General features: G+C 73.0%; 22 protein-coding genes and 2 pseudogenes. 17 read left to right on the forward strand and 7 right to left on the reverse strand.

Translation table 11 applies throughout. The features are described from left to right. Window positions 1-731, reverse strand: a 731-nt coding sequence (locus C3486_RS29990; protein WP_258053073.1) for an alpha/beta fold hydrolase, incomplete at its 3' end; no start/stop codon positions are given. A 203-nt stretch (window positions 732-934) separates the two neighbouring features. On the opposite strand from C3486_RS29990, the gene C3486_RS29995 reads away from it, so the two are divergent. Beyond that, complete coding sequence (locus tag C3486_RS29995; protein ID WP_181138748.1) at window positions 935-1,585, forward strand: TetR/AcrR family transcriptional regulator; 651 nt, start codon at window positions 935-937, stop codon at window positions 1,583-1,585. A gap of 3 nt (window positions 1,586-1,588) precedes the next feature. Then, on the forward strand, window positions 1,589-2,092 hold the full coding sequence (locus tag C3486_RS30000; protein ID WP_103835937.1) for a hypothetical protein: 504 nt from the start codon (window positions 1,589-1,591) through the stop codon (window positions 2,090-2,092). On the opposite strand, the gene C3486_RS30005 is transcribed toward C3486_RS30000, so the two are convergent. Together C3486_RS30005 and C3486_RS30010 are read right to left on the reverse strand one after the other, a co-directional pair. After that, a complete protein-coding gene (locus tag C3486_RS30005; RefSeq protein ID WP_374936935.1) occupies window positions 2,089-2,961 on the reverse strand; it encodes a MaoC family dehydratase in 873 nt (290 codons plus the stop codon). The genes C3486_RS30000 and C3486_RS30005 overlap by 4 nt on opposite strands. After that, entirely contained in the window at window positions 2,961-4,286 is a 1,326-nt protein-coding gene (locus tag C3486_RS30010; protein WP_103835938.1) for a 3-oxoacyl-ACP reductase, read from the reverse strand. Before C3486_RS30010 ends, C3486_RS30005 begins: the two co-directional genes overlap by 1 nt. Window positions 4,287-4,357: 71 nt before the next feature. Here C3486_RS30010 and C3486_RS30015 point away from each other — a divergent pair. Further along, window positions 4,358-5,645 (forward strand): annotated as a pseudogene (locus C3486_RS30015) (acetyl-CoA C-acetyltransferase). Window positions 5,646-5,822: 177 nt separating this feature from the next. After that, window positions 5,823-7,733 (forward strand): long-chain fatty acid--CoA ligase, encoded by a 1,911-nt coding sequence (locus C3486_RS30020; protein WP_103835939.1) that lies wholly within the window; start codon window positions 5,823-5,825, stop codon window positions 7,731-7,733. A 321-nt stretch (window positions 7,734-8,054) separates the two neighbouring features. On the opposite strand, the gene C3486_RS30025 is transcribed toward C3486_RS30020, so the two are convergent. Then, the gene (locus C3486_RS30025) at window positions 8,055-8,258 is read right to left on the reverse strand and encodes a cold-shock protein (protein ID WP_030620150.1); all 204 of its coding nucleotides are present in this window, start codon (window positions 8,256-8,258) and stop codon (window positions 8,055-8,057) included. 314 nt (window positions 8,259-8,572) lie between these two features. On the opposite strand from C3486_RS30025, the gene C3486_RS30030 reads away from it, so the two are divergent. From C3486_RS30030 to C3486_RS30050, 5 genes are all read left to right on the forward strand, one after another. Then, entirely contained in the window at window positions 8,573-9,460 is an 888-nt protein-coding gene (locus tag C3486_RS30030) for a menaquinone biosynthetic enzyme MqnA/MqnD family protein (RefSeq protein ID WP_103835940.1), read from the forward strand. Window positions 9,461-9,874: 414 nt separating this feature from the next. Further along, on the forward strand, window positions 9,875-11,605 hold the full coding sequence (locus tag C3486_RS30035) for a serine/threonine-protein kinase (protein WP_103835942.1): 1,731 nt from the start codon (window positions 9,875-9,877) through the stop codon (window positions 11,603-11,605). Window positions 11,606-11,725: 120 nt separating this feature from the next. Next, complete coding sequence (mqnC, locus tag C3486_RS30040; RefSeq protein ID WP_103835943.1) at window positions 11,726-12,925, forward strand: cyclic dehypoxanthinyl futalosine synthase; 1,200 nt, start codon at window positions 11,726-11,728, stop codon at window positions 12,923-12,925. Between the two features lie 14 nt (window positions 12,926-12,939). Then, a complete protein-coding gene (locus C3486_RS30045) occupies window positions 12,940-13,464 on the forward strand; it encodes a hypothetical protein (protein ID WP_103835945.1) in 525 nt (174 codons plus the stop codon). A 36-nt stretch (window positions 13,465-13,500) separates the two neighbouring features. Then, entirely contained in the window at window positions 13,501-14,199 is a 699-nt protein-coding gene (locus C3486_RS30050) for a demethylmenaquinone methyltransferase (RefSeq protein WP_103835946.1), read from the forward strand. A gap of 31 nt (window positions 14,200-14,230) precedes the next feature. On the opposite strand, the gene C3486_RS30055 is transcribed toward C3486_RS30050, so the two are convergent. Beyond that, a complete protein-coding gene (locus C3486_RS30055; RefSeq protein WP_103835947.1) occupies window positions 14,231-15,136 on the reverse strand; it encodes an NAD(P)-dependent oxidoreductase in 906 nt (301 codons plus the stop codon). Window positions 15,137-15,232: 96 nt separating this feature from the next. On the opposite strand from C3486_RS30055, the gene C3486_RS30060 reads away from it, so the two are divergent. Continuing rightward, window positions 15,233-15,586, forward strand: a complete 354-nt coding sequence (locus C3486_RS30060; protein WP_103835948.1) for a helix-turn-helix domain-containing protein — start codon at window positions 15,233-15,235, stop codon at window positions 15,584-15,586. A gap of 45 nt (window positions 15,587-15,631) precedes the next feature. On the opposite strand, the gene C3486_RS30065 is transcribed toward C3486_RS30060, so the two are convergent. Next, window positions 15,632-16,153: a GNAT family N-acetyltransferase gene (locus tag C3486_RS30065; protein ID WP_103835949.1), complete on the reverse strand. Its 522-nt coding sequence runs from the start codon at window positions 16,151-16,153 to the stop codon at window positions 15,632-15,634. Window positions 16,154-16,229: 76 nt separating this feature from the next. Between C3486_RS30065 and C3486_RS30070 the strand changes: the two are divergent. The 6 genes and pseudogenes from C3486_RS30070 to C3486_RS30090 all read left to right on the forward strand — a co-directional run. Next, a pseudogene (locus C3486_RS30070) lies at window positions 16,230-17,561 on the forward strand (geranylgeranyl reductase family protein); the annotation flags it as partial. Between the two features lie 300 nt (window positions 17,562-17,861). Continuing rightward, entirely contained in the window at window positions 17,862-18,020 is a 159-nt protein-coding gene (locus C3486_RS37545) for a hypothetical protein (RefSeq protein WP_181138749.1), read from the forward strand. A gap of 52 nt (window positions 18,021-18,072) precedes the next feature. After that, a complete protein-coding gene (locus tag C3486_RS30075) occupies window positions 18,073-18,834 on the forward strand; it encodes an IclR family transcriptional regulator (protein WP_103835950.1) in 762 nt (253 codons plus the stop codon). A gap of 109 nt (window positions 18,835-18,943) precedes the next feature. Then, window positions 18,944-19,318: a helix-turn-helix transcriptional regulator gene (locus C3486_RS30080; protein ID WP_103835951.1), complete on the forward strand. Its 375-nt coding sequence runs from the start codon at window positions 18,944-18,946 to the stop codon at window positions 19,316-19,318. Continuing rightward, complete coding sequence (locus C3486_RS30085) at window positions 19,315-19,851, forward strand: SRPBCC family protein (RefSeq protein WP_103835952.1); 537 nt, start codon at window positions 19,315-19,317, stop codon at window positions 19,849-19,851. The genes C3486_RS30080 and C3486_RS30085 overlap by 4 nt, the downstream gene beginning before the upstream one ends. Before the next feature lie 162 nt (window positions 19,852-20,013). Continuing rightward, window positions 20,014-20,340: a putative quinol monooxygenase gene (locus tag C3486_RS30090; protein ID WP_103835953.1), complete on the forward strand. Its 327-nt coding sequence runs from the start codon at window positions 20,014-20,016 to the stop codon at window positions 20,338-20,340. 114 nt (window positions 20,341-20,454) lie between these two features. On the opposite strand, the gene C3486_RS30095 is transcribed toward C3486_RS30090, so the two are convergent. Then, window positions 20,455-21,270, reverse strand: coding sequence for a C40 family peptidase (locus tag C3486_RS30095; protein ID WP_103835954.1), 816 nt, complete (start codon window positions 21,268-21,270; stop codon window positions 20,455-20,457). Window positions 21,271-21,996: 726 nt separating this feature from the next. On the opposite strand from C3486_RS30095, the gene C3486_RS30100 reads away from it, so the two are divergent. Beyond that, window positions 21,997-22,356, forward strand: a complete 360-nt coding sequence (locus C3486_RS30100) for an NADH-quinone oxidoreductase subunit A (protein ID WP_030262580.1) — start codon at window positions 21,997-21,999, stop codon at window positions 22,354-22,356. Window positions 22,357-22,358 lie beyond the last annotated feature (2 nt).

Raw genomic sequence — 22,358 nt, forward strand, 5'->3', positions numbered from 1 at the left:
GGCTCGGCCGGGGCGCGCACGACGAGCGTGGGCACCTCCGTACGGGCCAGCTCGGCGGTGCGCAGCATCCCCGAGTCGTCGGCGCGGCCGTGCGCGCCGTTGGCGTCGTACCGCCCCGCGTGCGCGATGATCCGCCGCTCCAGCGCACGGAAGTACGCCGCGTCGAACGGGATGCCACCGCCGCTCAGCAGCCGGGAGTGCGCGACCCGCTGGTCCAGTACGGCCTCCAGGCCGCGGTCCTCGAACGGCTTCGCCCACTCCTCCAGGATCTCCGGCGCGATGCCCGGCAGCTCCCCGACCGGCACCCGGGTGCCGTCCGGCCGTACGTAGTCCGTCGTGCTGAGCGCGCACGTCCCGATCAGCGTCGCGCTCAGCAGCCGCTCCGGATGGTCGGCGATCAGCAGCTGCGCGAGCATCCCGCCGAGCGACATCCCGACCACGTGCGCCCGCGCCACGCCGAGCCCGTCGAGCACGCCGACCGCGTCCTCGGCCAGGTCGGTGATCCGGTACGGCCGCTCGTCGAACGCCCAGGGGGAGCGGCCGGTGTCGCGGTGGTCGTAACGGATGACCCGGTGGTGCGCGGCGAGCGCGTCGACCAGCTCGTCGGGCCAGCCGAGCCCGGACGCCTGCGCCCCCATGATCAGCAGCAGCGCGGGCGCGTCGGCCGCGCCCCGCTGCTCGGCCCACAGCCGCACCCCGGGCGCCGCCTCCACGTACTGTCCGCCGTCCACGGCGTCCTCCCTTCCCCATCGCGAGACGCAGCGTCTCGCACTAGACGAACCGTACCGTCTCGCTAAGCCCTCGGCCCTGTCAACGGCATTACGGCCGCGCGCGTCCGTATTTCGGCCGTGCATGTCCGTGGAGGCGGGGCCCGGCGCGGCGGGGTCCGTAAACTTACTTCGCGGTAAGCGGGCGGGGCGGAAGGGCGTTCGGTGTGGGTGACGTGAAGAGCAAGCGGGTGCCGCGCGCGGTGCGCGAGCAGCAGATGATGGACGCGGCCGTGCTGACGTTCGCGCGGCGGGGGTACCGCGCCGCCTCGATGGACGAGATCGCCGAGGTCGCGGGCGTCTCGAAGCCGCTGGTCTACCTCTACCTGAACTCCAAGGAGGAGCTGTTCAGCGCGGTCATCCGGCGGGAGGCCGCGGCCCTGGTCGCCGCGGTACGGGCCGCGGTGGAGACCGGGGCGCCGGCCGACCGGCAGCTGTGGAGCGGCCTGCGGGGCTTCTTCGCGCACACCGCCGAGCACCCCGAGGGCTGGGCGGTGCTGCACCAGCAGGCCCGCACGCACGGCGAGCCCTTCGCGCTGGAGGTCGCCGCGATGCGGGCCGAGATCATCGAGTTCGTGACGGGCCTGATCGGCGCCGCGGCACGCGAGGCGGGCTGCGACGAGAACCTGGCGGAACGCGAGGTCTCCGGCCTCTCGCACGCCCTCGTCGGCGCCGCCGAGTCCCTCGCCGAATGGGCCAACGCGCGCCCCGCCGAAGCCCGCCCCACCGCCCGCGAGGCCGCCGCCACCCTCATGAACTTCGCCTGGACGGGTCTCGGCCCCCTGATGTCGGGCACCAGGTGGACGCCGGGCGGGTGAGCGATGGCCAATGTGTTCACGGCGGGCCGGGAGCGGCTGGACCTGAGCAACGGCGGGACCGACGTCTTCGTCGAGGTGCTGATGCTCGCGGTGTCCGCGCTCGCCGAGAGCGAGTGGGAGCGCCGCTTCGCCGCCCTGCTGAACCAGCAGGACCAGCACGCCATGGGCAACGGCGTCGTCGGGTTCGACCTGGCGGACGTCGACTGGGGTGAGGATCCGTACGCCGCCCGGGACTTCGTCCTCCGTACCGTACGGCTCGCCCGGCGCCGCCATCGCTGGGACGAGCTGCGGTACGACCCGCCGCACGCCGAGGGGTACCTGCGGCGTTACGAGGCGATGGTGGCGGGGTTCGATCCGCTGGACCCGCCGCCGCCCGGGTTCCTCACCGGCTGTACCGACTTCCCCGCCCCCGAAGAGGCGGCGAGCGCGAGCTGTCTGCGGCACCGCGTGCTGAGCGGGCTGCCGCAGTGGGACGCGTGCGTGTTCTGCAACAGCGGCCTGCTTTAGGACCTGATCTCCGCCTTGCCCGTGAGGTGCAGGCGCCCGTCGCCGCGGAGTTCGAAGGCGGGGCCGTCCGCGGCGTACGTCACCGTTGCCGGGAGGAGGACCGGGGCGCGGAAGTCCGCCGAGATGCGCAGGGACGTGGCGTCCGGGGGGAGGGCTTCGGCGGCGCAGCGGGCGAAGGTCCACATGCCGTGGGCGATGGCGCGGGGGAAGCCGAGCGGGCGGGCCGTCAGCGGGTGCAGGTGGATGGGGTTGTAGTCGCCGGAGACCGCGGCGTGCCGGCGGCCGAGGCCGGCGGGCAGCCGCCATTCGGCGCGGGGCGGCAGAGCGGAAGCGGCCGGCGGGGGCGTGGCCGGTGCGGAGGCCGCTTCCGTGCGGTGGCGGGCCAGGTAGGTGCTGCGGTCCTGCCAGACCGGTTCGCCGTCGCGGCGGGCCTCCGTGATCATGACGGCCTCGGTGCCGCGGCGGTGCGGCCGGAGCTCCGCCGCGTACACCGTGAGGTCCAGCGGCTCGTCGGCGGGCAGTGGCGCGTGCTGGACGATCTCGATCGAGGTGTGGACCAGGCCGAGCATCGGCAGCGGGAAGGCGCGCGCGCTCATCAGCCGCGCGGCCAGCGGGAAGCCGAGGATGTGCGGGTAGGTGACCGGCAGTTGCCGGGCGGCCGCGGGGAAGCCGCAGACCTCGGCGTACGCGGCGGTCCTGGCCGCTTCGGCCCGTACGCCGGGCAGGGTGAGCCGTACGGCCGGCAGCGGCGCGTCCGCCCGGGGCCGCTTGCCGATCCCGGTGAGCACGCCCTTGCCCAGCGCCGCCATCAGCCGCGGCGCGCGGCCCAGCGTCACGTCCTCGCCCCTGTCCTTCCTCGTGTCCGCCATCACGCCCCCAGCAGGCTCTGCCCGCACACCCGGACGACCTGCCCGTTGACGCCGCCGGAGGCGGGGTCCGCGAGCCAGGCGATGGTCTCGGCGACGTCGACGGGAAGGCCGCCCTGGCCGAGGGAGTTCATCCGGCGGCCGACCTCCCGGATGAAGAGCGGCACGGCCGCGGTCATCTTCGTCTCGATGAAGCCGGGCGCGACCGCGTTGACGGTGACCCCGTGCTCGGCGGCGGCGCGCGGCGCGAGCGAGCGGACCAGCCCGATGATCCCGGCCTTGCTCGCCGCGTAGTTGGTCTGGCCCGTGTTGCCCGCGATCCCGGCGATGGACGCGGTGGCCACGATCCGGCCCGTGCCGCGCCGGAGCGTGCCGGCGGCCAGCAGCTGGTCGGTGGTGCGGAGCACCGCGGCGAGGTTGACGTCCAGTACGGCGTCCCAGCGGTCGGCCTTCATGTTGGCGAGCCGCCGGTCGCGGGTGATGCCCGCGTTGTGGACCAGGACGTCGAGGCCGTCGGGGAGGGCGGCGGCGATCCGCTCGCCCGCGTCCGCCGCGGTGATGTCCAGCGTGAGGGCCTGGCCGCCCAGCCGCCCGGCGACCGCCCGTACGTCCGCCTCGGCCTGCGGCACGTCGAGGCAGACCACGTGCGCGCCGTACCGGGCGAGCGTCGTCGCGACCGCCTCGCCGATGCCGCGCGCGGCGCCGGTCACCAGCGCGGTCCGCCCGGCCAGCGGCCGGTCCCGGTCCTCGGGCGCGGTGACCTCGGCGGCCTCGACGCCGATGACCTGGCCGCTGACGTACGCGGACCGGGGCGAGAGGAGGAAGCGGAGGGTGGATTCGGCAGCATCGGCGGAGCCGGGCGCCAGCCGCAGCAGCTGCGCGGTGCGCCCGCGGCCCGCCTCCTTGCCCAGCGACCGTACGAACCCTTCGAGCGCCTGCTGCGCCGCGGCCTGGTGGTGGTCCGCCGGGTCGGGCGCCGAGCCGAGCACGACCAGCCGGGCGTCGTCCGTCAGCGAGCGCATCACCGGGTGCAGCCCGTCGTACACCTCGCGCAGCGCGGCCACGTCCGCGGCTCCGGTGGCGTCCACGACGACCGCCGCGTACCGCGCCCCGTCCTGCCGCGAGGTGTGCACCGGCAGCCCGGCCCGCGCCAGCACGGCCGTCGGCTCCACCGTGCTCTTGCCTGCCGTCACGTGCAGCAGCGGCCCGTCCAGCTCCGGCCGCTCCGCGCTCCACCGGTGCAGCGGGGCCGGCTGCGGCAGCCCCAGCCGCCGGGTCACGAAGCGCCCCGGTCCGGACTGCGTGAAACGAAGGTAGCGATCGGGCATTGGCCGGCTCCTGGTTCTCGCGTAAATTTACTTCCGAGTAAGGTTACTCAAGGGTCAGGAGCTGGTCGAGGATGAGTACGCAGGAGAGCACCGGGGGCACCCGGCGGGTCGCGGTGATCGGCGGCAGCCGCATCCCCTTCGCCCGCTCGGACGGCCCGTACGCCACCGCCTCCAACCAGGAGCTGCTGACCGCGGCGCTGGACGGCCTGGTCGGCCGGTTCGGCCTGGCGGGCGAGCGGATCGGCGAGGTCGTCGCGGGCGCGGTGCTCAAGCACAGCCGCGACTTCAACCTGGCCCGCGAGACGGTGCTCGGCTCCGGGCTGGACCCGCGCACCCCCGCGTACGACATCCAGCAGGCGTGCGGCACCGGCCTCCAGGCCGTCATCGCCGCCGCCAACAAGATCGCCCTCGGCCAGCTGGACAGCGCGATCGCCGCCGGCTCCGACACCGCCAGCGATGCCCCGCTCGGCGTGAACGAGGAGCTGCGGAAGATCCTGCTCGCCACCCGCCGCGCGAAGACCGCCGGCGCCCGCCTGAAGCAGCTCGCCCGCATCCGGCCGCGCCACCTCGTCCCCGAGATCCCGCGCAACGCCGAGCCGCGCACCGGCCTCTCCATGGGCGAGCACGCGGCCCGTACGGCGAAGAAGTGGGGCATCCAGCGCGCCGACCAGGACGCCCTCGCGGCCGCCAGCCACCAGCGGCTCGCCGCCGCGTACGACCGCGGCTTCCTCAAGGACCTGGTCGTGCCGTTCCGCGGCCTGGACCGGGACCAGAACCTGCGCCCCGACTCCACCCCGGAGAAGCTCGCCCGCCTCAAGCCCGTCTTCGGTGTCCGGGACGGCGACGCGACGATGACGGCGGGCAACTCCACGCCGCTGACGGACGGCGCGGCGACCGTACTGCTGGCGAGCGAGGAGTGGGCGCGGGAGCGCGGGCTCACGCCGCTGGCCTACCTCACCGCGTACGAGACGGCCGCCGTCGACTTCGTGGACGGGGACGACGGGCTGCTGATGGCGCCCGCGTACGCCGTGCCGCGGATGCTGGAGCGGGCCGGGCTCGGCATCGAGGACTTCGATCTGGTCGAGAGTCCACGAGGCGTTCGCCTCCCAGGTGCTGGCCACCCTCGCCGCCTGGGAGAAGCAGGGGCTGGCGCCCGTGGACCGCGACCGGCTCAACGTCGCCGGGTCCTCGCTGGCCACCGGCCACCCCTTCGCCGCGACCGGCGCCCGCATCGTCGCCACCCTCGCCGAGCTGCTGGCCGAGCGCGAGCCGGCCGCCGACGGCAGGCCCGTACGCGGTCTGATCTCGATCTGCGCGGCGGGCGGTCTGGGCGTGACCGCGATCCTCGAACGCGCCTAGGCGACGGTTGCCGCGGCCGGTTCCCGTGCCGGCCGCGGCAACCGGACACCCACCCCTCTCGCAGCATCCCCACGCAGCACAGCAGCCGCACCGCAGCAGCACCGAAGTTCCACGGAAGGTCCGCCGGACAACCCAAGGGCCCCCGCCCCCTCGGGGCGCCCGCCTGAGGAGCCGCTCGTGTCACGCCAGGAAGCCGCACCACCCGGAAACCCGGTACTCGTCCCGCCCCGGAAGACCGTCGAGGACGGCACCGTCCGCGAGGTGTCCGTCCCCCCGCTCGCCCCCGCCGTCCCCGCCGGTTCCCTCGGCGACATCCCCTTCGACAACGCGGCCGAGGCCCCCACCGAGGCGGTGCTCGGCCGCAAGCAGCGCGACGGCAGCTGGCGCGACGTGACCGCCGCCGCATTCGCCGACGAGGTCCTCGCCCTCGCCAAAGGGCTGATCGCGCACGGGCTGCGCCCCGGCGACCGGCTCGCCATCATGGCCAGGACCAGCTACGAGTGGACGCTGTTCGACTTCGCGGCCTGGGCGGCGGGCCTGGTCACCGTCCCCCTGTACCCGACCTCCTCGGCCGAGCAGGCACAGTGGATCCTGCACGACTCCGGGGCCGTGGCCTGCGTCGTCGAGCACGTCGAACAGACCCGCATGATCAGCGGCGTACGCGGCGGACTGTCCGGCCTCGCCCACCTCTGGCAGCTGGACACCGGCGCCGTCGCGCAGATCACCTCGGCCGGCCGCGATCTGCTCACCGACGAGGTCACCAAGCGCCGGGCGGCCCGCGGCCCCGCCGACATCGCCACCCTGATCTACACCTCCGGCACCACCGGCCGCCCCAAGGGCTGCGTGCTGACCCACGGCAACTTCTTCGCCGAGGTCGACAACTCCATCGAGCTGCTGCACCCGGTCTTCAAGTCGGTCAGCAAGGACCCCGCCTCGACCCTGCTCTTCCTGCCGCTGAGCCATGTCTTCGGCCGGATGGTGGCGGTCGGCTGCCTGCGGGCCCGGGTGAAGCTGGGCCACGCCCCGAGTATCCAGACCGAGGAGCTGCTGGCCGATCTGGCCGGCTTCCGCCCGACGTTCCTGCTGGCCATCCCGTACGTACTGGAGAAGGTGTACAACACCGGACGGGCCACGGCCGAGAAGATGGGCCGGGCCTCCTCCTTCGACCGCGCGGCACGCATCGCCCGTGCGTACGGCGAGGCGGTCGAGGCCGCCGAGCACGGCACCGGGTCCGGCCCCGGGCTCGGCCTGCGCGCCGCCCGCGGTCTGTACGACCCGCTGGTCTACCGGCGCATCCGCGCGGCGCTCGGCGGCCGGGTCCGCTACGCGATCTGCGGCGGCTCCCCGCTCGGCAAGCGGCTGGCAGCCTTCTACGAGGGCGCCGGCATCCAGGTCTTCGAGGGGTACGGCCTGACGGAGACCACCGCGGCCGCCACCGTCACCCCGCCGCTCAAGCCCCGCCTGGGCACCGTGGGCTGGCCGCTGCCCGGCAGCGCGGTCCGCATCGCCGACGACGGAGAGGTGCTGCTCCGCGGCGGCCAGGTCTTCGCCGGTTACTGGGACGCGGCGAGCGGCACCGCCGTACCGGTCACCGACGCGCAGGAATGGTTCGCCACCGGCGACCTCGGCGCACTGGACGCGGACGGGTACCTGACCATCACGGGCCGCAAGAAGGAGATCATCGTGACCTCCGGCGGCAAGAACGTGGCGCCCGCGCCGCTGGAGGACCGGCTGCGCGCCCACCCGCTGGTCGGCCAGTGCATGGTGATCGGCGACAACCGGCCCTACGTCACCGCGCTGATCACCCTGGAGCCGGACGGGCTCGCGCACTGGCGGCAGATGCAGAAGAAGCAGGACGTGCCGCTCACGGAGCTGGTGCGGGACGAGAAGCTCCTCGCCGACCTGCAGCGCGCCGTGGACGACGCCAACCGGCTGGTCTCCCGTGCCGAGTCCGTGCGCCGCTTCGCCGTGCTGCCCGCCGACTTCACCGAGGAAGCCGGACATCTCACGCCTTCGTTGAAACTGAAGCGAATGGCCATTGCACGGGACTATGCGAAAGACATCGACGCGCTGTACGAAAGTAGTTGAGCGCGGAACCGACCCCGCCCGTCGCCCGTCCAAGCGGGCGCGTCAGACTGGAGTCCCGTGTCGCCTCTGTGGGGGAGGCGGCGCGGGGCTTCACCCTTTTCTGTCCGATTTGCCGGGACTGGGTGGCCGAAAAGGCCGCCGAGCCGGGAAGGCTGTGGACCCGGGAAGGCCGCCGAGCCGGGAAGGCCGCCGAGCCGGGAAGGCCGCCGAGCCGGAGAGAGAGCGGAGCCGGAAAGGCAGGAGCCCCGCTCGCCGCCGGAGCGGCGGAGCAGGGCTCCTTGGGTACTGCTACTCACGGCCGCGATCGGCCGACCCGGGCAACTAGGCCGGGGTGACGTTCTCCGCCTGCGGGCCCTTCGGGCCCTGGGTCACGTCGAAGGTCACGGTCTGGTTCTCCTCCAGGGAGCGGAAGCCAGACGCGTTGATCGCGGAGTAGTGGACGAAGACATCGGGGCCGCCGCCGTCCTGGGCGATGAAGCCGAAGCCCTTCTCGGCGTTGAACCACTTGACGGTTCCGGTAGCCATAAGCCCTCCTTGGGCCAAAGGGTTGCCCTGCTCCAGAACCTGCAAAGAAGTCTGAAAACTACAAATGCCTGCGGGTCACATGATCCGCAGGCTCTGTACTGCAAGGGAAACCAAACTGCAACTTGCGCTGAGCCTAGCACGGTGCGCTCAGAAGGCGGAAGAGCCAAAGATCACGTTTATCGTCGCGCCGAGGTGATCCGGTGCTCCTCCGTACGCCGTCCGGGGTCCGGAACCGATACGCGCGAGTGGCGGACGCACGCCATACGGAGGCCCCCGCCGCCTCGTGAGGAGCCCCGCGGGGCTAGCCTCCGCATGTGGACAATTCAACCGTAGGAGACGCACCCGCACCGACCGCCGGCCACCGCCGGACCCGGCCGCGGGTGGGCCACATCCAGTTTCTGAACTGCCTGCCCCTCTACTGGGGCCTGGCCCGTACGGGCACCCTGCTCGATCTGGAGCTCACCAAGGACACGCCCGACCAGCTGAACGACAAGCTGGTCGCGGGCGAACTCGACATGGGTCCGATCACCCTCGTGGAGTTCCTCAAGCACGCCGATCAGCTGGTCGCCTTCCCCGACATCGCGGTGGGCTGCGACGGCCCGGTGATGTCCTGCGTGATCGTCTCGCAGAAGCCGCTGGACCAGCTGGACGGCGCCCGGGTCGCGCTCGGCTCGACCTCCCGGACCTCGGTGCGGCTGGCGCAGCTGCTGCTCGCCGAGAAGATCGGCGTCACGCCCGACTACTACACCTGCCCGCCCGACCTGGGCGTGATGATGCAGGAGGCGGACGCCGCCGTGCTGATCGGGGACGCCGCGCTGCGCGCGAACCTGCACGAGGCGCCCCGGCTGGGCCTGGAGGTGCACGACCTCGGCCAGATGTGGAAGGACTGGACCGGCCTGCCGTTCGTCTTCGCGGTGTGGGCGGCCCGGCGCGACTACCTGGAGCGCGAGCCGGTCGTCGTCCGCAAGGTGCACGAGGCGTTCCTGGCCTCCCGCGACCTGTCCCTGGAGGAGGTCGACAAGGTCGCCGAGCAGGCGGCCCGCTGGGAGCACTTCGACGAGCAGGTGCTCGCCACGTACTTCACCACGCTGGACTTCCGCTTCGGCCCTGACCAGCTGCGCGGCGTCACGGAGTTCGCCCGCCGCACGGGCCCGACGACGGGCTTCCCCGCGGACGTCCGGGTGGACCTGCTGGACGTGTGACCCGGTACCGGGCCTTTCCTGCCCGGATGCCGGGCCGCCGTCGGAGCGCGGGGGGCCGGCCGCATCTGAGCGGCGCCGGCCCCTCGCTTTTTTCATGCCCTATACAACTTTCTGGCCGTCTTCCGGCCTTCCACGACTTCTGCCCGGCGCCTTCCGGTCGCGCTTCCCGCCGCCGGTTCCGCCGGGAATTCTTCGTGAACTCTGTACGAACGGCGCGACCGCAATTCCCGGAATGGGTGGCCGCCGGAATTGAGGTCCGATTTTCCCCCGGCCGTTCGGCGGCACCGTGTCCGGAAAGCGCACCCCTTTCCGGCCGCCGCCGGCCGCCCGCCCCTCCGCATTCCCCCGATGGCCGGATCGCCGCCGTCCTAAGCTGTGGCGGACGGGCGTGACGCGAGGGGGAGGCGGGAGTCCATGCAGCCGCTGGAAGCGGAGGACCCGGCGCGGATCGGTACGTACACGCTGCTCGCCCGGCTCGGCGCCGGCGGCATGGGCCGGGTCTACCTCGGCCGCAGCCCCGGTGGCCGGACGGTCGCCGTGAAGGCCGTGCATCCGCAGTTCGCGGCCGACCGCGAGTTCCGGGCCCGCTTCCGGCGCGAGGTGGCGGCGGCCCGCCGGGTCGGCGGCGCCTGGACCGCACCCGTCCTGGACGCCGACGCCGAGGCGGCCGTGCCCTGGGTCGCCACCGCGTACGTCGCCGCGCCCTCGCTCGACGCCGCCGTCGCCGCGCACGGTCCGCTGCCCGAGCACTCCGTACGGGCCCTGGGCGCCGGCCTCGCCGAGGCGCTGGCCGCCGTGCACGGGCTGGGCCTGGTCCACCGGGACGTGAAGCCGTCGAACGTGCTGCTCACCCTGGACGGCCCGCTCCTCATCGACTTCGGCATCGCCCGTGCCACGGACGGCACCGCCTCGCTCACCGCCACCGGCGTCTCGGTCGGCTCGCCCGGCTACATGGCGCCCGAGCAGATCCTCGGCGACGGCACCACCGGCGCCTCGGACGTCTTCTCGCTGGGCGCTGTCCTGGCGTACGCGGCGACCGGCGAGAGCCCGTTCCCCGGTGACAGTTCGGCCGCGCTGCTCTACAAGGTCGTGCACGAGGAGCCGCGGCTCGGCCCGGAGCTCACCGGCGACCTGCGCGCGCTCGTCTCGGACTGCCTGCTCAAGCGGGCCGGGGACCGTCCGCCGCCCGCGGCCCTCGCCCGGCGGCTGGCCGGGGAGGGCGGCGCGGCGGCGCTGGTGCGCGCGGGCTGGCTGCCGTCCCCGGTGGTCGAGCAGGTCAGCCGCCGTGCCGTGGAGGTGCTGAACCTGGAGGCGGGGGCACGCGAGGGCGCGGCCCCGGTGCCGGGCCCCGCGGCGCCGGCCGCCGGCTTCGGGCCGCCGGACCCCTCGTACGCCGCCGGCCCCGGCCATCCGGGCGCCCCCGCGTACGGGCCCGGTGCCGCGCCGACGCCGCCCTCCGGGCCGGTGCCGTTCGACGCCCCTGCCGTGGTCCCGCCACCCCGGGAATGGCCGGCGCCCGCCGCCGCGACCGGCACCGGCGGGGCGGCCGCCGGGGCCGCGGGCGGGCCGGCCGGCGCCAAGGAGCGCCGGCTCACGCTCACCGGCATGTTCGGCGGCCGGGCCCGGCCCCGGCGGCTGAGCTGCACGCTCGTGCTGTCCGTCGCCGGTGCGCTGGCCGTCGCGACCACCGCGGCCGTCGTCCTCCCGCTGCTGCCGGGCGACGAGCCGAAGGGCGGGGACCAGGGCGGTCCCGCCGCGACCCCGACCGCCGGGCCCCCGCGCGGCGGAGGGCCGGAGGGCGCCGTGCCCGAGGCGTTCCTCGGCACCTGGACGGGCACCGTCCGGCAGGACGACGGCACGCCCAACGGCTCGGTCACGGTGACCGTCGGCAAGGGGAAGCCGGGCGAGCAGGTGGCGAAGCTGACGTACGACGTGATGATCACCAAGTGCCGGGCCACCGGCGAGCTCCGCTCGGCCACCGGCCGCCGGCTCACCCTGCGGGAGACGGCGGCGGGCGACACCGGCGCGCTGTGCACGGGCCGGGCCGCGACCGTCACCCTCACCCGGGAGGGCGACGGGCTCGCGTACGCCTCCGACGACGCGGACGGCGGCCACCCGACGGCGCACCTCACCAGGACCGGCTGACACCTCCGCAGCGGAGCCCCCGCGGGAAGCGGCCGACCGCCACCGGCCCCGCCGGACCCCTGGCGTACGCTGGATCGGTCGTTACACATGCCCGCCCAAGAACCTCGAAAGGGACGCCCGGTGACCGAGAACGCCGACCTCCAGTCCGTACTCGACCGCGCCGCGGAGGGCGGGCGGATCACCCCCGAGGAAGCCGTCGAGCTGTACCGCGACGCGCCGCTGCACGCCCTCGGCAAGGCGGCCGACGCCGTGCGCCGCCGCAAGTACGCCGGCATCGAGCACATCGCGACGTACATCATCGAGCGGAACATCAACTACACGAACGTCTGCGTGACGGCGTGCAAGTTCTGTGCCTTCTACGCGGCCCCGAAGGACACCAAGAAGGGCTGGACCCGGGACCTCGACGACATCCTGCGCCGCTGCGCCGAGACGATCGAGCTGGGCGGCACGCAGATCATGTTCCAGGGCGGCCACCACCCGGACTACGGCGTGGAGTACTACGAGAAGCACTTCGCGGCCATCAAGAAGGAGTTCCCGGAGCTGGTCATCCACTCCCTCGGCGCGTCCGAGGTCGAGCACATGGCCCGCATCTCCGGCGTCTCCGTCGAGGAGGCCATCCAGCGCATCCACGCCGCGGGTCTCGACTCCTTCGCGGGCGCCGGCGCCGAGCTGCTGCCCGAGCGCCCCCGCAAGGCCATCGCGCCGCTCAAGGAGTCGGGCGAGCGCTGGCTGGAGATCATGGAGATCGCGCACAACCTGGGCGTGGAGTCCACCTCCACGATGCTGATGGGTACGGGCGAGACCAACGCCGAGCGCATCGAGCACCTGCGCATGATCCGCGACGTCCAGGACCGTACGGGCGGCTTCCGCGCCTTCATCCCGTACACCTACCAGCCGGAGAACAACCACCTGAAGGGCCGGACGCAGGCCACGCTCTTCGAGTACCTGCGGATGATCGCGATCGCCCGGATCTTCCTGGACAACGTCCAGCACATCCAGGGCTCCTGGCTGACCACCGGCAAGGAGGTCGGCCAGCTCTCGCTGCACTACGGCGCCGACGACCTCGGCTCGATCATGCTGGAGGAGAACGTCGTCTCCTCGGCCGGTGCCAAGCACCGCTCCAACCGCATGGAGATCATCGACCTGATCCGCAAGGCGGGCCGCGTCCCGGCGCAGCGCGCCACGACGTACGAGCACCTGGTCGTCCACGACGACCCGGCGAACGACCCGGTCGACGACCGCGTCACCTCGCACATCTCCTCCACCGCGCTCGACGGGGGTACGGCCCACCCCGAGCTGAAGCTCGTCGAAGCGAACTGACCGGGGCGCGTCCTGTGCTGACGATCCACCGCGTGCGCGCGATCGAGGGAACGGACGCGGACGCGGTGGCCGTCGAGGGCGCGCGCATCGCGGCCGTCGGCCCGTACGAGGAGCTGGCGGCCGAGTACGGCGGACGGGCCAGGGTCCGGGAGTGGGACGGGGTGCTGACCCCGGGCCGGCACGAGCCCGACGGCGCCGCGTACCTGGAAGCGGCGTACCACCCCGACCCGCGCGAGGCCGCCGAACTGGGCACGGAGCCGCTGACCGGCGCGGCCCTGGCGGCCCTCGACATGCCCGAGACCCGCTGGGGCGGCAGCGCCCGCCGCGGCCTCCAGCGCCTGCTGTCCACCGGCACGACGTCCCTGGCCGGCCCCTTCACCCGCCCGTCGGTCCGCACGGCCGTCAGCCGCTCGGGGCTGCGCGACCGCCCGGCCGCCCTCGCGCCGGGCGCCCCGGCCGACTTCGCGGTCTTCGCCGAGGACGGCGGCTGTCTGGTGACGGCCATCGGCGGCCGGCTGGTGTACCGCCGCCGGGGGTGAGCCGGGGCGCCACGGCCCGTGGTGAACAATGGGCACGTGACCCGAGCATCCCTGGACAAGCAGCCGCACGAAGTCGCTTCCATGTTCGATGACGTGGCGGAACGGTACGACCTCACCAACGATGTGCTGTCCCTCGGGCAGACACGGCTGTGGCGCAAGGCGGTGGACCGGGCGGTGGGCGCGCGGCCGGCCGAGCGGGTGCTGGACCTCGCTGCCGGTACGGGCACCTCCTCCGTGCCGTTCGCCCGCACCGGCGCGTACGTCGTGCCGTGCGACTTCTCCACCGGCATGCTCCGCGAGGGCAAGAAGCGGCAGCCGTGGCTGCCCTTCACCGCCGGTGACGCGATGAAGCTGCCCTTCCGGGACGGCGTGTTCGACGCGGTCACGATCTCCTTCGGGCTGCGGAACGTCCAGGACACCGATGCCGCGCTGGCCGAGCTGTACCGCGTGACCAAGCCCGGCGGCCGGGTCGTCATCTGCGAGTTCAGCCACCCGACGTGGGCGCCGTTCCGCACCGTCTACACCGAGTACCTGATGCGCGCGCTGCCGCCGGTCGCGACCGCGGTCAGCTCCAACCCCGACGCGTACGTCTACCTCGCCGACTCCATCCGCGCCTGGCCCGACCAGCCCGCGCTGGCGGTGCTGCTGCAGCGCGCGGGCTGGCAGAAGGTCGCCTGGCGCAACCTCACGGGCGGCATCGTCGCACTGCACCGGGGCACCAAGCCGGCCGCCTGACACCGCGGCAGCGGGCCGGGCCGCCCGCGGCTCAGCGGGCGGCGCGGTCGCGCACCAGCAGGTCGATCACGCCCGTCGTGCCCTCGTCGCCGTGCCCGGCGGCGAGGCGGCGTTCCATCAGGGACAGGACGGGCGTCAGCAGCTCCGGGCTGACGCCCTGTTCCTCGGCCGTGCGCAGCAGTGTCGCGTTGCCCGCCACCTGCATGGCCAGGTTCGAGACCACGCCCCTGGTGTAGTCGCCGCTCTCCAGGTGCTCGGCGGCCTGGTGCGCGGAGACGGTCATGGCCTTCAGCCAGTCCGCGAGCAGCGGCGCGAAGTCCTTCGGCGCGATGTCCTCGCCGCGGATCAGGGCGAAGGCGTGCGCGATCCCGGCGAACATGCCGTTCATGGCGCTCAGCAGCGCCACGTCGTGCAGCGCCGCGTGCCCGGCGTCCGGGCCGACGTACGCCGTCCCGGCCGGCACCGCCAGGGTCTCCCGGTGGGCGTCGAAGAGGGCGCGGTCGCCGCTGTAGAAGACGTAACCCCCGGCCTCCGGCACGCCGATCATCGGGGGGATCGCCATGATGCCGCCGTCCAGGAAGCGGGCGCCGCGCTCCCGGGCCCACGCGGCGCGGGCGCGGGCCTGGGCGGGCGTCCCGGTGGTGAGGTTCACCAGGTCCTTGCCCGTCAGGTCGATGCCGTCCAGGGCCTCGCCGACGGAGGCGTCGTCGAGCAGGCAGAGGACGACGAGGCGGTGCGCGGCCACGGCCTCGGCGGCGCCGGCGGCGACGGTCGCGCCCTCGGCGGCGAGCGGTTCGGCCCGCGCCGGCGTGCGGTTCCACACGGTCAGCGGGTGCCCGGCGGCGAGCCACGCGCGGGCGAGCGCGGTCCCCATGGCACCGAGTCCGAGCAGGGCGAGGCCGGGCATGCTGTGCGTTTCAACGGCGTTGTCAGTCATGCCGTTTAGCCTTGACGCAGGCTCACGGGTGCACCAGTACGCACTTCGAAGTGGGCGGTTACCGCGGGGTGAGTGACCAGGTGGGAGGGGTGGGGCATGGGGACCGTACGGAGGCCGGGGGCGTACGTCTGCGGGACCGACGCCGCGCTGGACGTGATCGCCGGCAAGTGGAAGGTGCTGATCCTCTGGGCGCTCGGCGAGCGCACGTGCCGCTTCGGTGAGCTGCGCCGGATGGTGCCGGGCGTCACGGAGAAGGTGCTCGCCGCCCAGCTGCGGGAGCTGGAGGAGGACGGCATCGTGCACCGCGAGGTGTACGACGAGGTGCCGCCCCGCGTCGAGTACTCCCTCACCGGCCGCGGCACGGCGCTGAACGACGCGCTGGCGCCGCTCGGCGCCTGGGGCCGGGAGCACATACTCGGCGCGGCGTATCCGGCCGGCCCGCCGCGCTGACCGGCCCGGCCGCCGCACCGGCCGGGCCGGGAGGCCGGGGCCGGCTCAGAGGTCCAGCCGGTGGCACAGGCCCGTCGCCCTGGACACGGGGGAGACGAACGTCTCCGTGTGCCGCATCCCGAGGCGGCGGGTCACCGCGATCGAGCGGGCGTTGCGCGCGTCCACCATCGCCACGACCTGCCGCACCCCGGCAGCCCGTACGTCGTCCAGGGCGCGCCGGGCAGCGGCCGTTGCGTACCCCTTGCCCCAGTACTTCCGGCCCAGCCGCCAGCCGATCTCTATCTCGCCGACCGGGCCCCAGTCCGTGCGCGGCCACGGCTGCGCGCCGGTGAAGCCGATCACCGCGCCGTCCGCCGGGTCGAGCATCGTGTAGAAGCAGAAGCCGCGTTCGGCGTGGTGGCGGCGCTGGCGCGCCGTCAGCTCCTCGTACACCGACAGCTCCGCCGACGCGCCGCCGTGGAACTCCATGACCTCCGGGTCGTCGAACACCCGGTGCCATTCCCAGGCGTCCTCCTCGGTGGGGACGCGCAGCTCGACGGCGGGAAGCGGCGGAAGCGACTGCGGCATGGGCCAACCCTTCGGATTCGGAGCGCGTACGCCTGCATAGACTGCACAGGTCCAGTGCCGGTCGGCACCCAGATTTCGAGTTCCGGGAGATTACGCCGTGACCGACGTGACCGAGGCCGACGCCGCAGCCCAGGCCCGCTCCGAGCACACCGCCGATGTGATCGTCGTGGGAGCCGGGCCGGCCGGGTCGACCACCGCGTACTACCTCGCCAAGGCCGGCCTGGACGTCCTCCTGCTGGAGAAGACGGCCTTCCCGCGCGAGAAGGTCTGCGGTGACGGGCTCACCCCGCGCGCCACCAAGCAGCTGGTGTCGATGGGCATCGACATCTCCGAGGAGGCCGGCTGGCTGCGCAACAAGGGCCTGCGCATCATCGGCGGCGGCGTCCGCCTCCAGCTCGACTGGCCCGACCTCGCCTCGTACCCGGACTACGGACTGGTCCGCAAGCGGGACGACTTCGACGAGCAGCTGGCCCGGCAGGCGCAGAAGGCCGGCGCCCGGCTGTACGAGCGCTGCAACGTCAGCGGCCCGATCGTCAACGACCTCACCGGGCGCATCGAGGGCGTGACCGCCAAGCTGGGCGAGGAGAAGACCCCGGTCTCCTTCCGCGCCCCGCTCGTGGTCGCCGCCGACGGCAACTCCACCCGGCTCTCGCTGGCCATGGGCCTGCACCGGCGCGAGGACCGGCCGATGGGCGTCGCGGTCCGCACGTACTTCGAGTCCCCGCGCCACGACGACGACTACCTGGAGTCCTGGCTGGAGCTGTGGGACCGCAGCGGTCCGCAGGACCGGCTGCTGCCCGGCTACGGCTGGATCTTCGGCATGGGCGACGGCACCTCGAATGTGGGCCTGGGCGTGCTGAACACCTCCAGCTCGTTCAAGGAGCTGGACTGGCGCGAGATCCTCAAGGCGTGGTGCGCCTCGATGCCGGCGGACTGGGGCTACACCCCGGAGAACATGACAGGGCCGATCCGCGGCGCTGCCCTCCCGATGGCCTTCAACCGCCAGCCGCACTACACCAAGGGCCTGCTGCTCGTCGGTGACGCGGGCGGCCTGGTGAACCCCTTCAACGGCGAGGGCATCGCGTACGCCATGGAGTCCGGCCAGCTCGCCGCCGACGTGATCGTCCAGGCGCACGCGCGCGCCACGTACGCCCAGCGCGAGCTGGCCCTGCAGCGCTACCCGAAGATCCTCAAGGACACCTACGGCGGCTACTACTCCCTCGGCCGCGCCTTCGTGAAGCTCATCGGCAACCCCAAGGTGATGAAGATGGCCACCCAGCGCGGCCTGACCCACCCGCTGCTGATGAAGTTCACGCTGAAGATGCTGGCCAACCTGACCGACCCCACCGGCGGCGACGCCATGGACCGCATCATCAACGGCCTGAGCAAGGTCGCGCCGAAGGCCTGACCGCCCGCGGCACCCGGCCGCGCACCGCTTCCGACCTGCCGCTCCCGGCCCCGCCGGGGGCGGCTCCGTCGTTCCGTGCCGCCGCCACGGGAACCGGAGCGGCACAACGCGCATCGAACCCCTGTCTCAACGTACGCCTTGACACGCGAAGTTGGCGGATTGTGCCTACTGCCGTCGGGGCCCGCCTGCGGTCACGCTGGGGGAGTACGGACAGCGCCGAGCGGATCACGGAGCGTGAGACATGGACAGGACGCGCGCGAGGACACCGCACCGGCCGGGCGGAGACGGGGAGGGGACGCCATGAGCGGCTTGCCGGAGGCGGGGGAGCGGGGCGAGCGGGAGGAAGCCGCCGAGGGACAGGAGCGGGCTGCCGAGGCGAAGGGTGCGGAGGACCGGAACGCCGAGCTGCGGGCGCGGGTCCGGGAGGCCAACCGGCAGAGCAGGCTCCGGCCGAGGTGAGGGATCCTGGAGGGGCAGCAGCCGCCGCCCGGTACGTCTGGAGGGAACCGTCATGTCCGCCGCACCCGCCAACGGACCCCACGCCACGGGCGGACCCCTCTCCGTCGACCGGGCGCTGGACGTGCTCGACGCGGTGGCGGCCGCCGAGGGCCCGGTGACGGCCAAGGCGCTGGCCCGGCGGCTGGGCTGCTCGCTGTCCACCGTCTACAACCTGCTGGCGCCGCTGACCGCGCGCGGGCACCTCACCCGCGCCGGCGGCGGCTACGTCCTGGGTCCCCGGGTGCCCGCGCTGCACCGGGCGTTCCAGCGGCAGGCCGGCATCGAGGACGGCGCGCGCGAACTGCTGCTGGGCGTGCGGCGCGCGACCGGGACGCACGCCTACCTCAGCGCGGCGGGGCAGGGCCGCATCGCGGTGCTCGACAGCACGCTGCCGGTGTCGGCGGCCGGCGGGCCGTTCGCGGTGGGGCCCGACCACGGCGCGCACGCCACCGCGCACGGCAAGGTCCTGCTCGCCACGCTGAACCGGCCCGCGCGCCGCCGCTACCTCGCCGCGCACGGCCTGCCCCGGCTGACGGACCGTACGATCACCTCGCCCGAGCGCTTCGAGGCGGAGCTGGCCCGGGTGCGCCGGGAGGGGCTCGCCGTGTCGGTCGGCGAGACCGACCCGGCCCACACCTGCCTCGCCGTGCGCCTGCCGGGCGAGGGGCCCGACGGCTCCGTCCGCGCGCTGTCGGTGTCCCTGCCGACCGCCGACTACCCCGCGCGCCGCGGCGAACTGGCCTCCGTGCTGCTCCGCGCCGCGGCCGGGGCCTGACCGCGGGCCGGACGGACCGGCGGCCGTACCCACAACCGCACCGCAGGCGGCAGGCCCGGCGTTCGTATATTCCTTGCCAGTTATATTCCGTGTGAGGCATACTCGGCGCATGGAGACCGCGATATGGAGCGCTCTCGCCGATCCCGGCCGGCGCGCGATCCTCGGCCGGCTGCTCGACGGCGCGCGTCCGGTGGGTGAGCTGGCCGAGGCGTGCGGCATGAGCCAGCCGAGCGCGTCCAAGCACCTCAAGGTGTTGCGCGAGGCAGGGCTGGTCCGGATCGAACGGGACGCGCAGCGCAGGCTCTACGAGCTCGACCCCGCCCCGATGGCCGAGCTGGACGCCTGGCTGGAGCCGTACCGGCGGCTGTGGAACAGCAGCCTGGACGCGCTGGGCCGGCGCCTCGACGCCGCCGGAACCGAGATTCCCGGCGACGGCGCACGGAACCGCAGCTCCCCGACCCCCGAAGGAAACGAACGGCCATGACCACCACGAACCCCGGCAGCTACCTGCGGCTCGACGACGGCCGCCCCGCGGTCCGCTTCGAGCGGATCTACGACCACCCGGTCGAGAAGGTCTGGGCCTTCGTCACCGAACCGGACGAACTGGCCCACTGGTTCCCGGCACCGCGGATCACCCTCGACCTCGTCCCCGGCGGCACCATCACCTTCGCGGGCGACCCCGCCGTGCCCGACCTCCGGACGACCGGGCGGATCCTCGCCGTCGATCCGCCGCGGCACCTCTCCTTCACCTGGGGCGACGACGAACTCCGCTTCGACCTGGCGCCGCTGGACGGCGGCCGGACCCGCTTCACCCTCACCGACGTGCTGGAGGCCCGGGACGCCGCGGCCCGCAACGCGGCCGGCTGGGACGTCTGCCTGGCCGCGCTGGACGCCTTCGCCGAGGGCCGGTCCTTCGAAGGCCCGCACAGCGGCCCGACACCGCAGTGGGAGAAGCTCTACGCCGAGTACGTCGCGGCCGGGCTGCCCGCCGGCGCCGCCGTACCGGGCAAGGACTGAGGCACCGCCCCGCACCGGACGGCGGTCGGCTCACCGGATTCCGGGGCCGGCGCACCGGACTCCGCGACCGGCTGTCCGGCATCGGTGGCCCGTTTTCCGGCATCGGTGGAAAGGCGGGCCCGTCGGCTCGCGGCAGCGCCGCGGGCGGCGCACAGTGGTCGCATGATTTTCATCGCTGTGAAGTTCACCGTGCGGCCGGAGAAGAGCGACGAGTGGCTGTCGCTGACCGAGCCCTTCACGCTCGCCACCCGCGCGGAGCCGGGCAACATCTTCTTCGAGTGGTCCCGGAGCGTGGAGAACCCGAACCAGTTCGTGCTGCTGGAGGCGTTCGCCGGCCAGGAGGCGGGCGTGGCGCACGTGCAGTCCGACCACTTCAAGGAGGCCATCGAGCTGATGTCCGGCCTCGTCGCGAGCACCCCGGAAATCATCAACGTCGAGACCGAGGGCACCGGCTGGGGCGAGATGGCCGAGGTCAAGCCGCGCCAGTAAGCACCGCACGCGGCATCGTATACGCCGCAGAAGCGGCAAAACGCGGCGAAAGGGCCATCGTTCCCGAGCGGGGGAACGACGGCCCTTTCGTGTGTCTGCGGCCCTGGGGAGGGATCAGCGGACGCGGACGGCGCCCGTCGGCTGGTCGTAGCTCATGTCGCGCTGCACGACGCCCGTGCTGGAGTTCTGCGCGCCGATGAACTGGCCGCCGCCGATGTAGACCGCGACGTGGTACGCGCTGCCCGCGCTGCCCCAGTAAAGGATGTCGCCCACCTGGAGGTTGTCCAGGCCCACCTGGGTGCCGGCGGTCGACTGGTCCTGGGAGACGCGCGGCAGGTCGATGCCGATCTGCCGGAAGGCGGCCTGGGTGAGGCCGGAGCAGTCGTACGCGGACGGGCCGGTCGCGCCGCTCACGTAGGCCTTGCCGACCTGGGCCTTGAGGAAGTCCACGAGGGTGGCCGTGGAACCGCTGGCCGACCCGGTGTCGACCGAGGCGGAAGCGGCGAGGAGGGGGCCGCGGTCGGCGGAGCGCGAAGCGCGGGCCTGCTCGGCCGCCTTGGCCTTGCGGGCCGCCTCGGCCTTCTTCTCGGCCTCGGCCTTGCGCTTGGCCTCGAGTGCCTTGTCCTTGGCCTTCTGCGCGGCCTTGTCGGCCTTGGAGAAGACCGCGTCCTGCGCTGCCTGCAGCTCGTACTGGTCCGCCACCTGCTGGGTGGTGTCCGCGGTCTTGGCCACGGACGTCGCGAGCGCGGCGGTGACGGTCGGCAGCTCCTGGGTCTCGGAGGCCGGCTTCTCGCCAGCGGCGCTCGCGGGAACGGCGGTACCGGTCACCGCCAGCGTGAGGATGCCACCGGTGAACCCTGCGCGCACGGCCCGCGAGGTCGCGGAGCGGCGGGGCTTCCGGTGGCTGGGTATGAGTGCGTTCGGGGACATGGCACCACGGCTATCAGGAGCCACAGGTTGCTGCCAACAAAGGTGGTATGCGCCACTTTTGACGCGTACACGATGAACAAAAGGGGCCAATCGGCCAGCGGTAAGCCCGTCGCCGAGGTGTCCGAAATTCGTGATCATGTTCCTGCGCACGGCATTTACCGCTCGTTGCGCGTCGGCACGGCACTTACCACCTTCGCAACCGACGCGCCAAGGCTTCCCCGTCGTCAAGGTTTCAAGGCCGTGAAACTGGTGGGATAGCTCACTCTTGAGTGACCGTTATGTCCTCGTGATGCGCGCTCGTGAAGCGATGCACGTACCGGCGATCACGGCGAGGTCACGACTGGGTCACGCGGACGGGTGGGCGTGCGCTAGCAGTTGACGGTGTCCAGCGCCAATTTGCTTGCGCAGCGTGGCCCTTGATAAAGGAGGCGCCTCCCTGACCAGCGGTGACCACTGTTTTTGTCACGTGAAGTGATCACTCGGACGCTTCCGGTGTGAAGATCACCGCTCATCCGACTTCATGATCCTTCGTCAGGTGGTGGAGATCACAAAGCCGTTGTCGTACCCCGTGTCGCAGATCACAGACCAGCGGGCATAGGATGCAGGCGGCCAGGGCTTGTGAACTGCCTCACATAGACGCGATCTCTGTCGTGTTCCGTCGAGGAAGTGAACGGGCCCGGGGCCGGACCGCCAACCAGTCATCGTCGACTGAAGGGAGCGAGGACGGTGAACGCCTATGCGCCCATCCTCGTACTGGGAGCCCTCGGGGCAGGCTTTGCGATCTTCTCCGTCGTCATGGCCACGCTCGTCGGACCCAGGCGCTACAACCGGGCCAAGCTCGAGGCGTACGAATGCGGGATCGAGCCGACCCCCCAGCCTTCAGGCGGCGGTCGCTTTCCGATCAAGTACTACCTGACGGCGATGCTCTTCATCGTCTTCGACATCGAGATCGTCTTCCTCTACCCCTGGGCCGTCACCTTCGACGCCCTGGGGCTTTTCGGGCTCGTCGAGATGCTGCTCTTCGCGCTCACCGTCTTCGTCGCCTACGCCTACGTCTGGCGCCGCGGCGGCCTGGAATGGGACTAGGG

The organism is Streptomyces sp. Ru73 (assembly GCF_002920575.1).
In the GTDB taxonomy this organism is placed as follows: domain Bacteria; phylum Actinomycetota; class Actinomycetes; order Streptomycetales; family Streptomycetaceae; genus Streptomyces.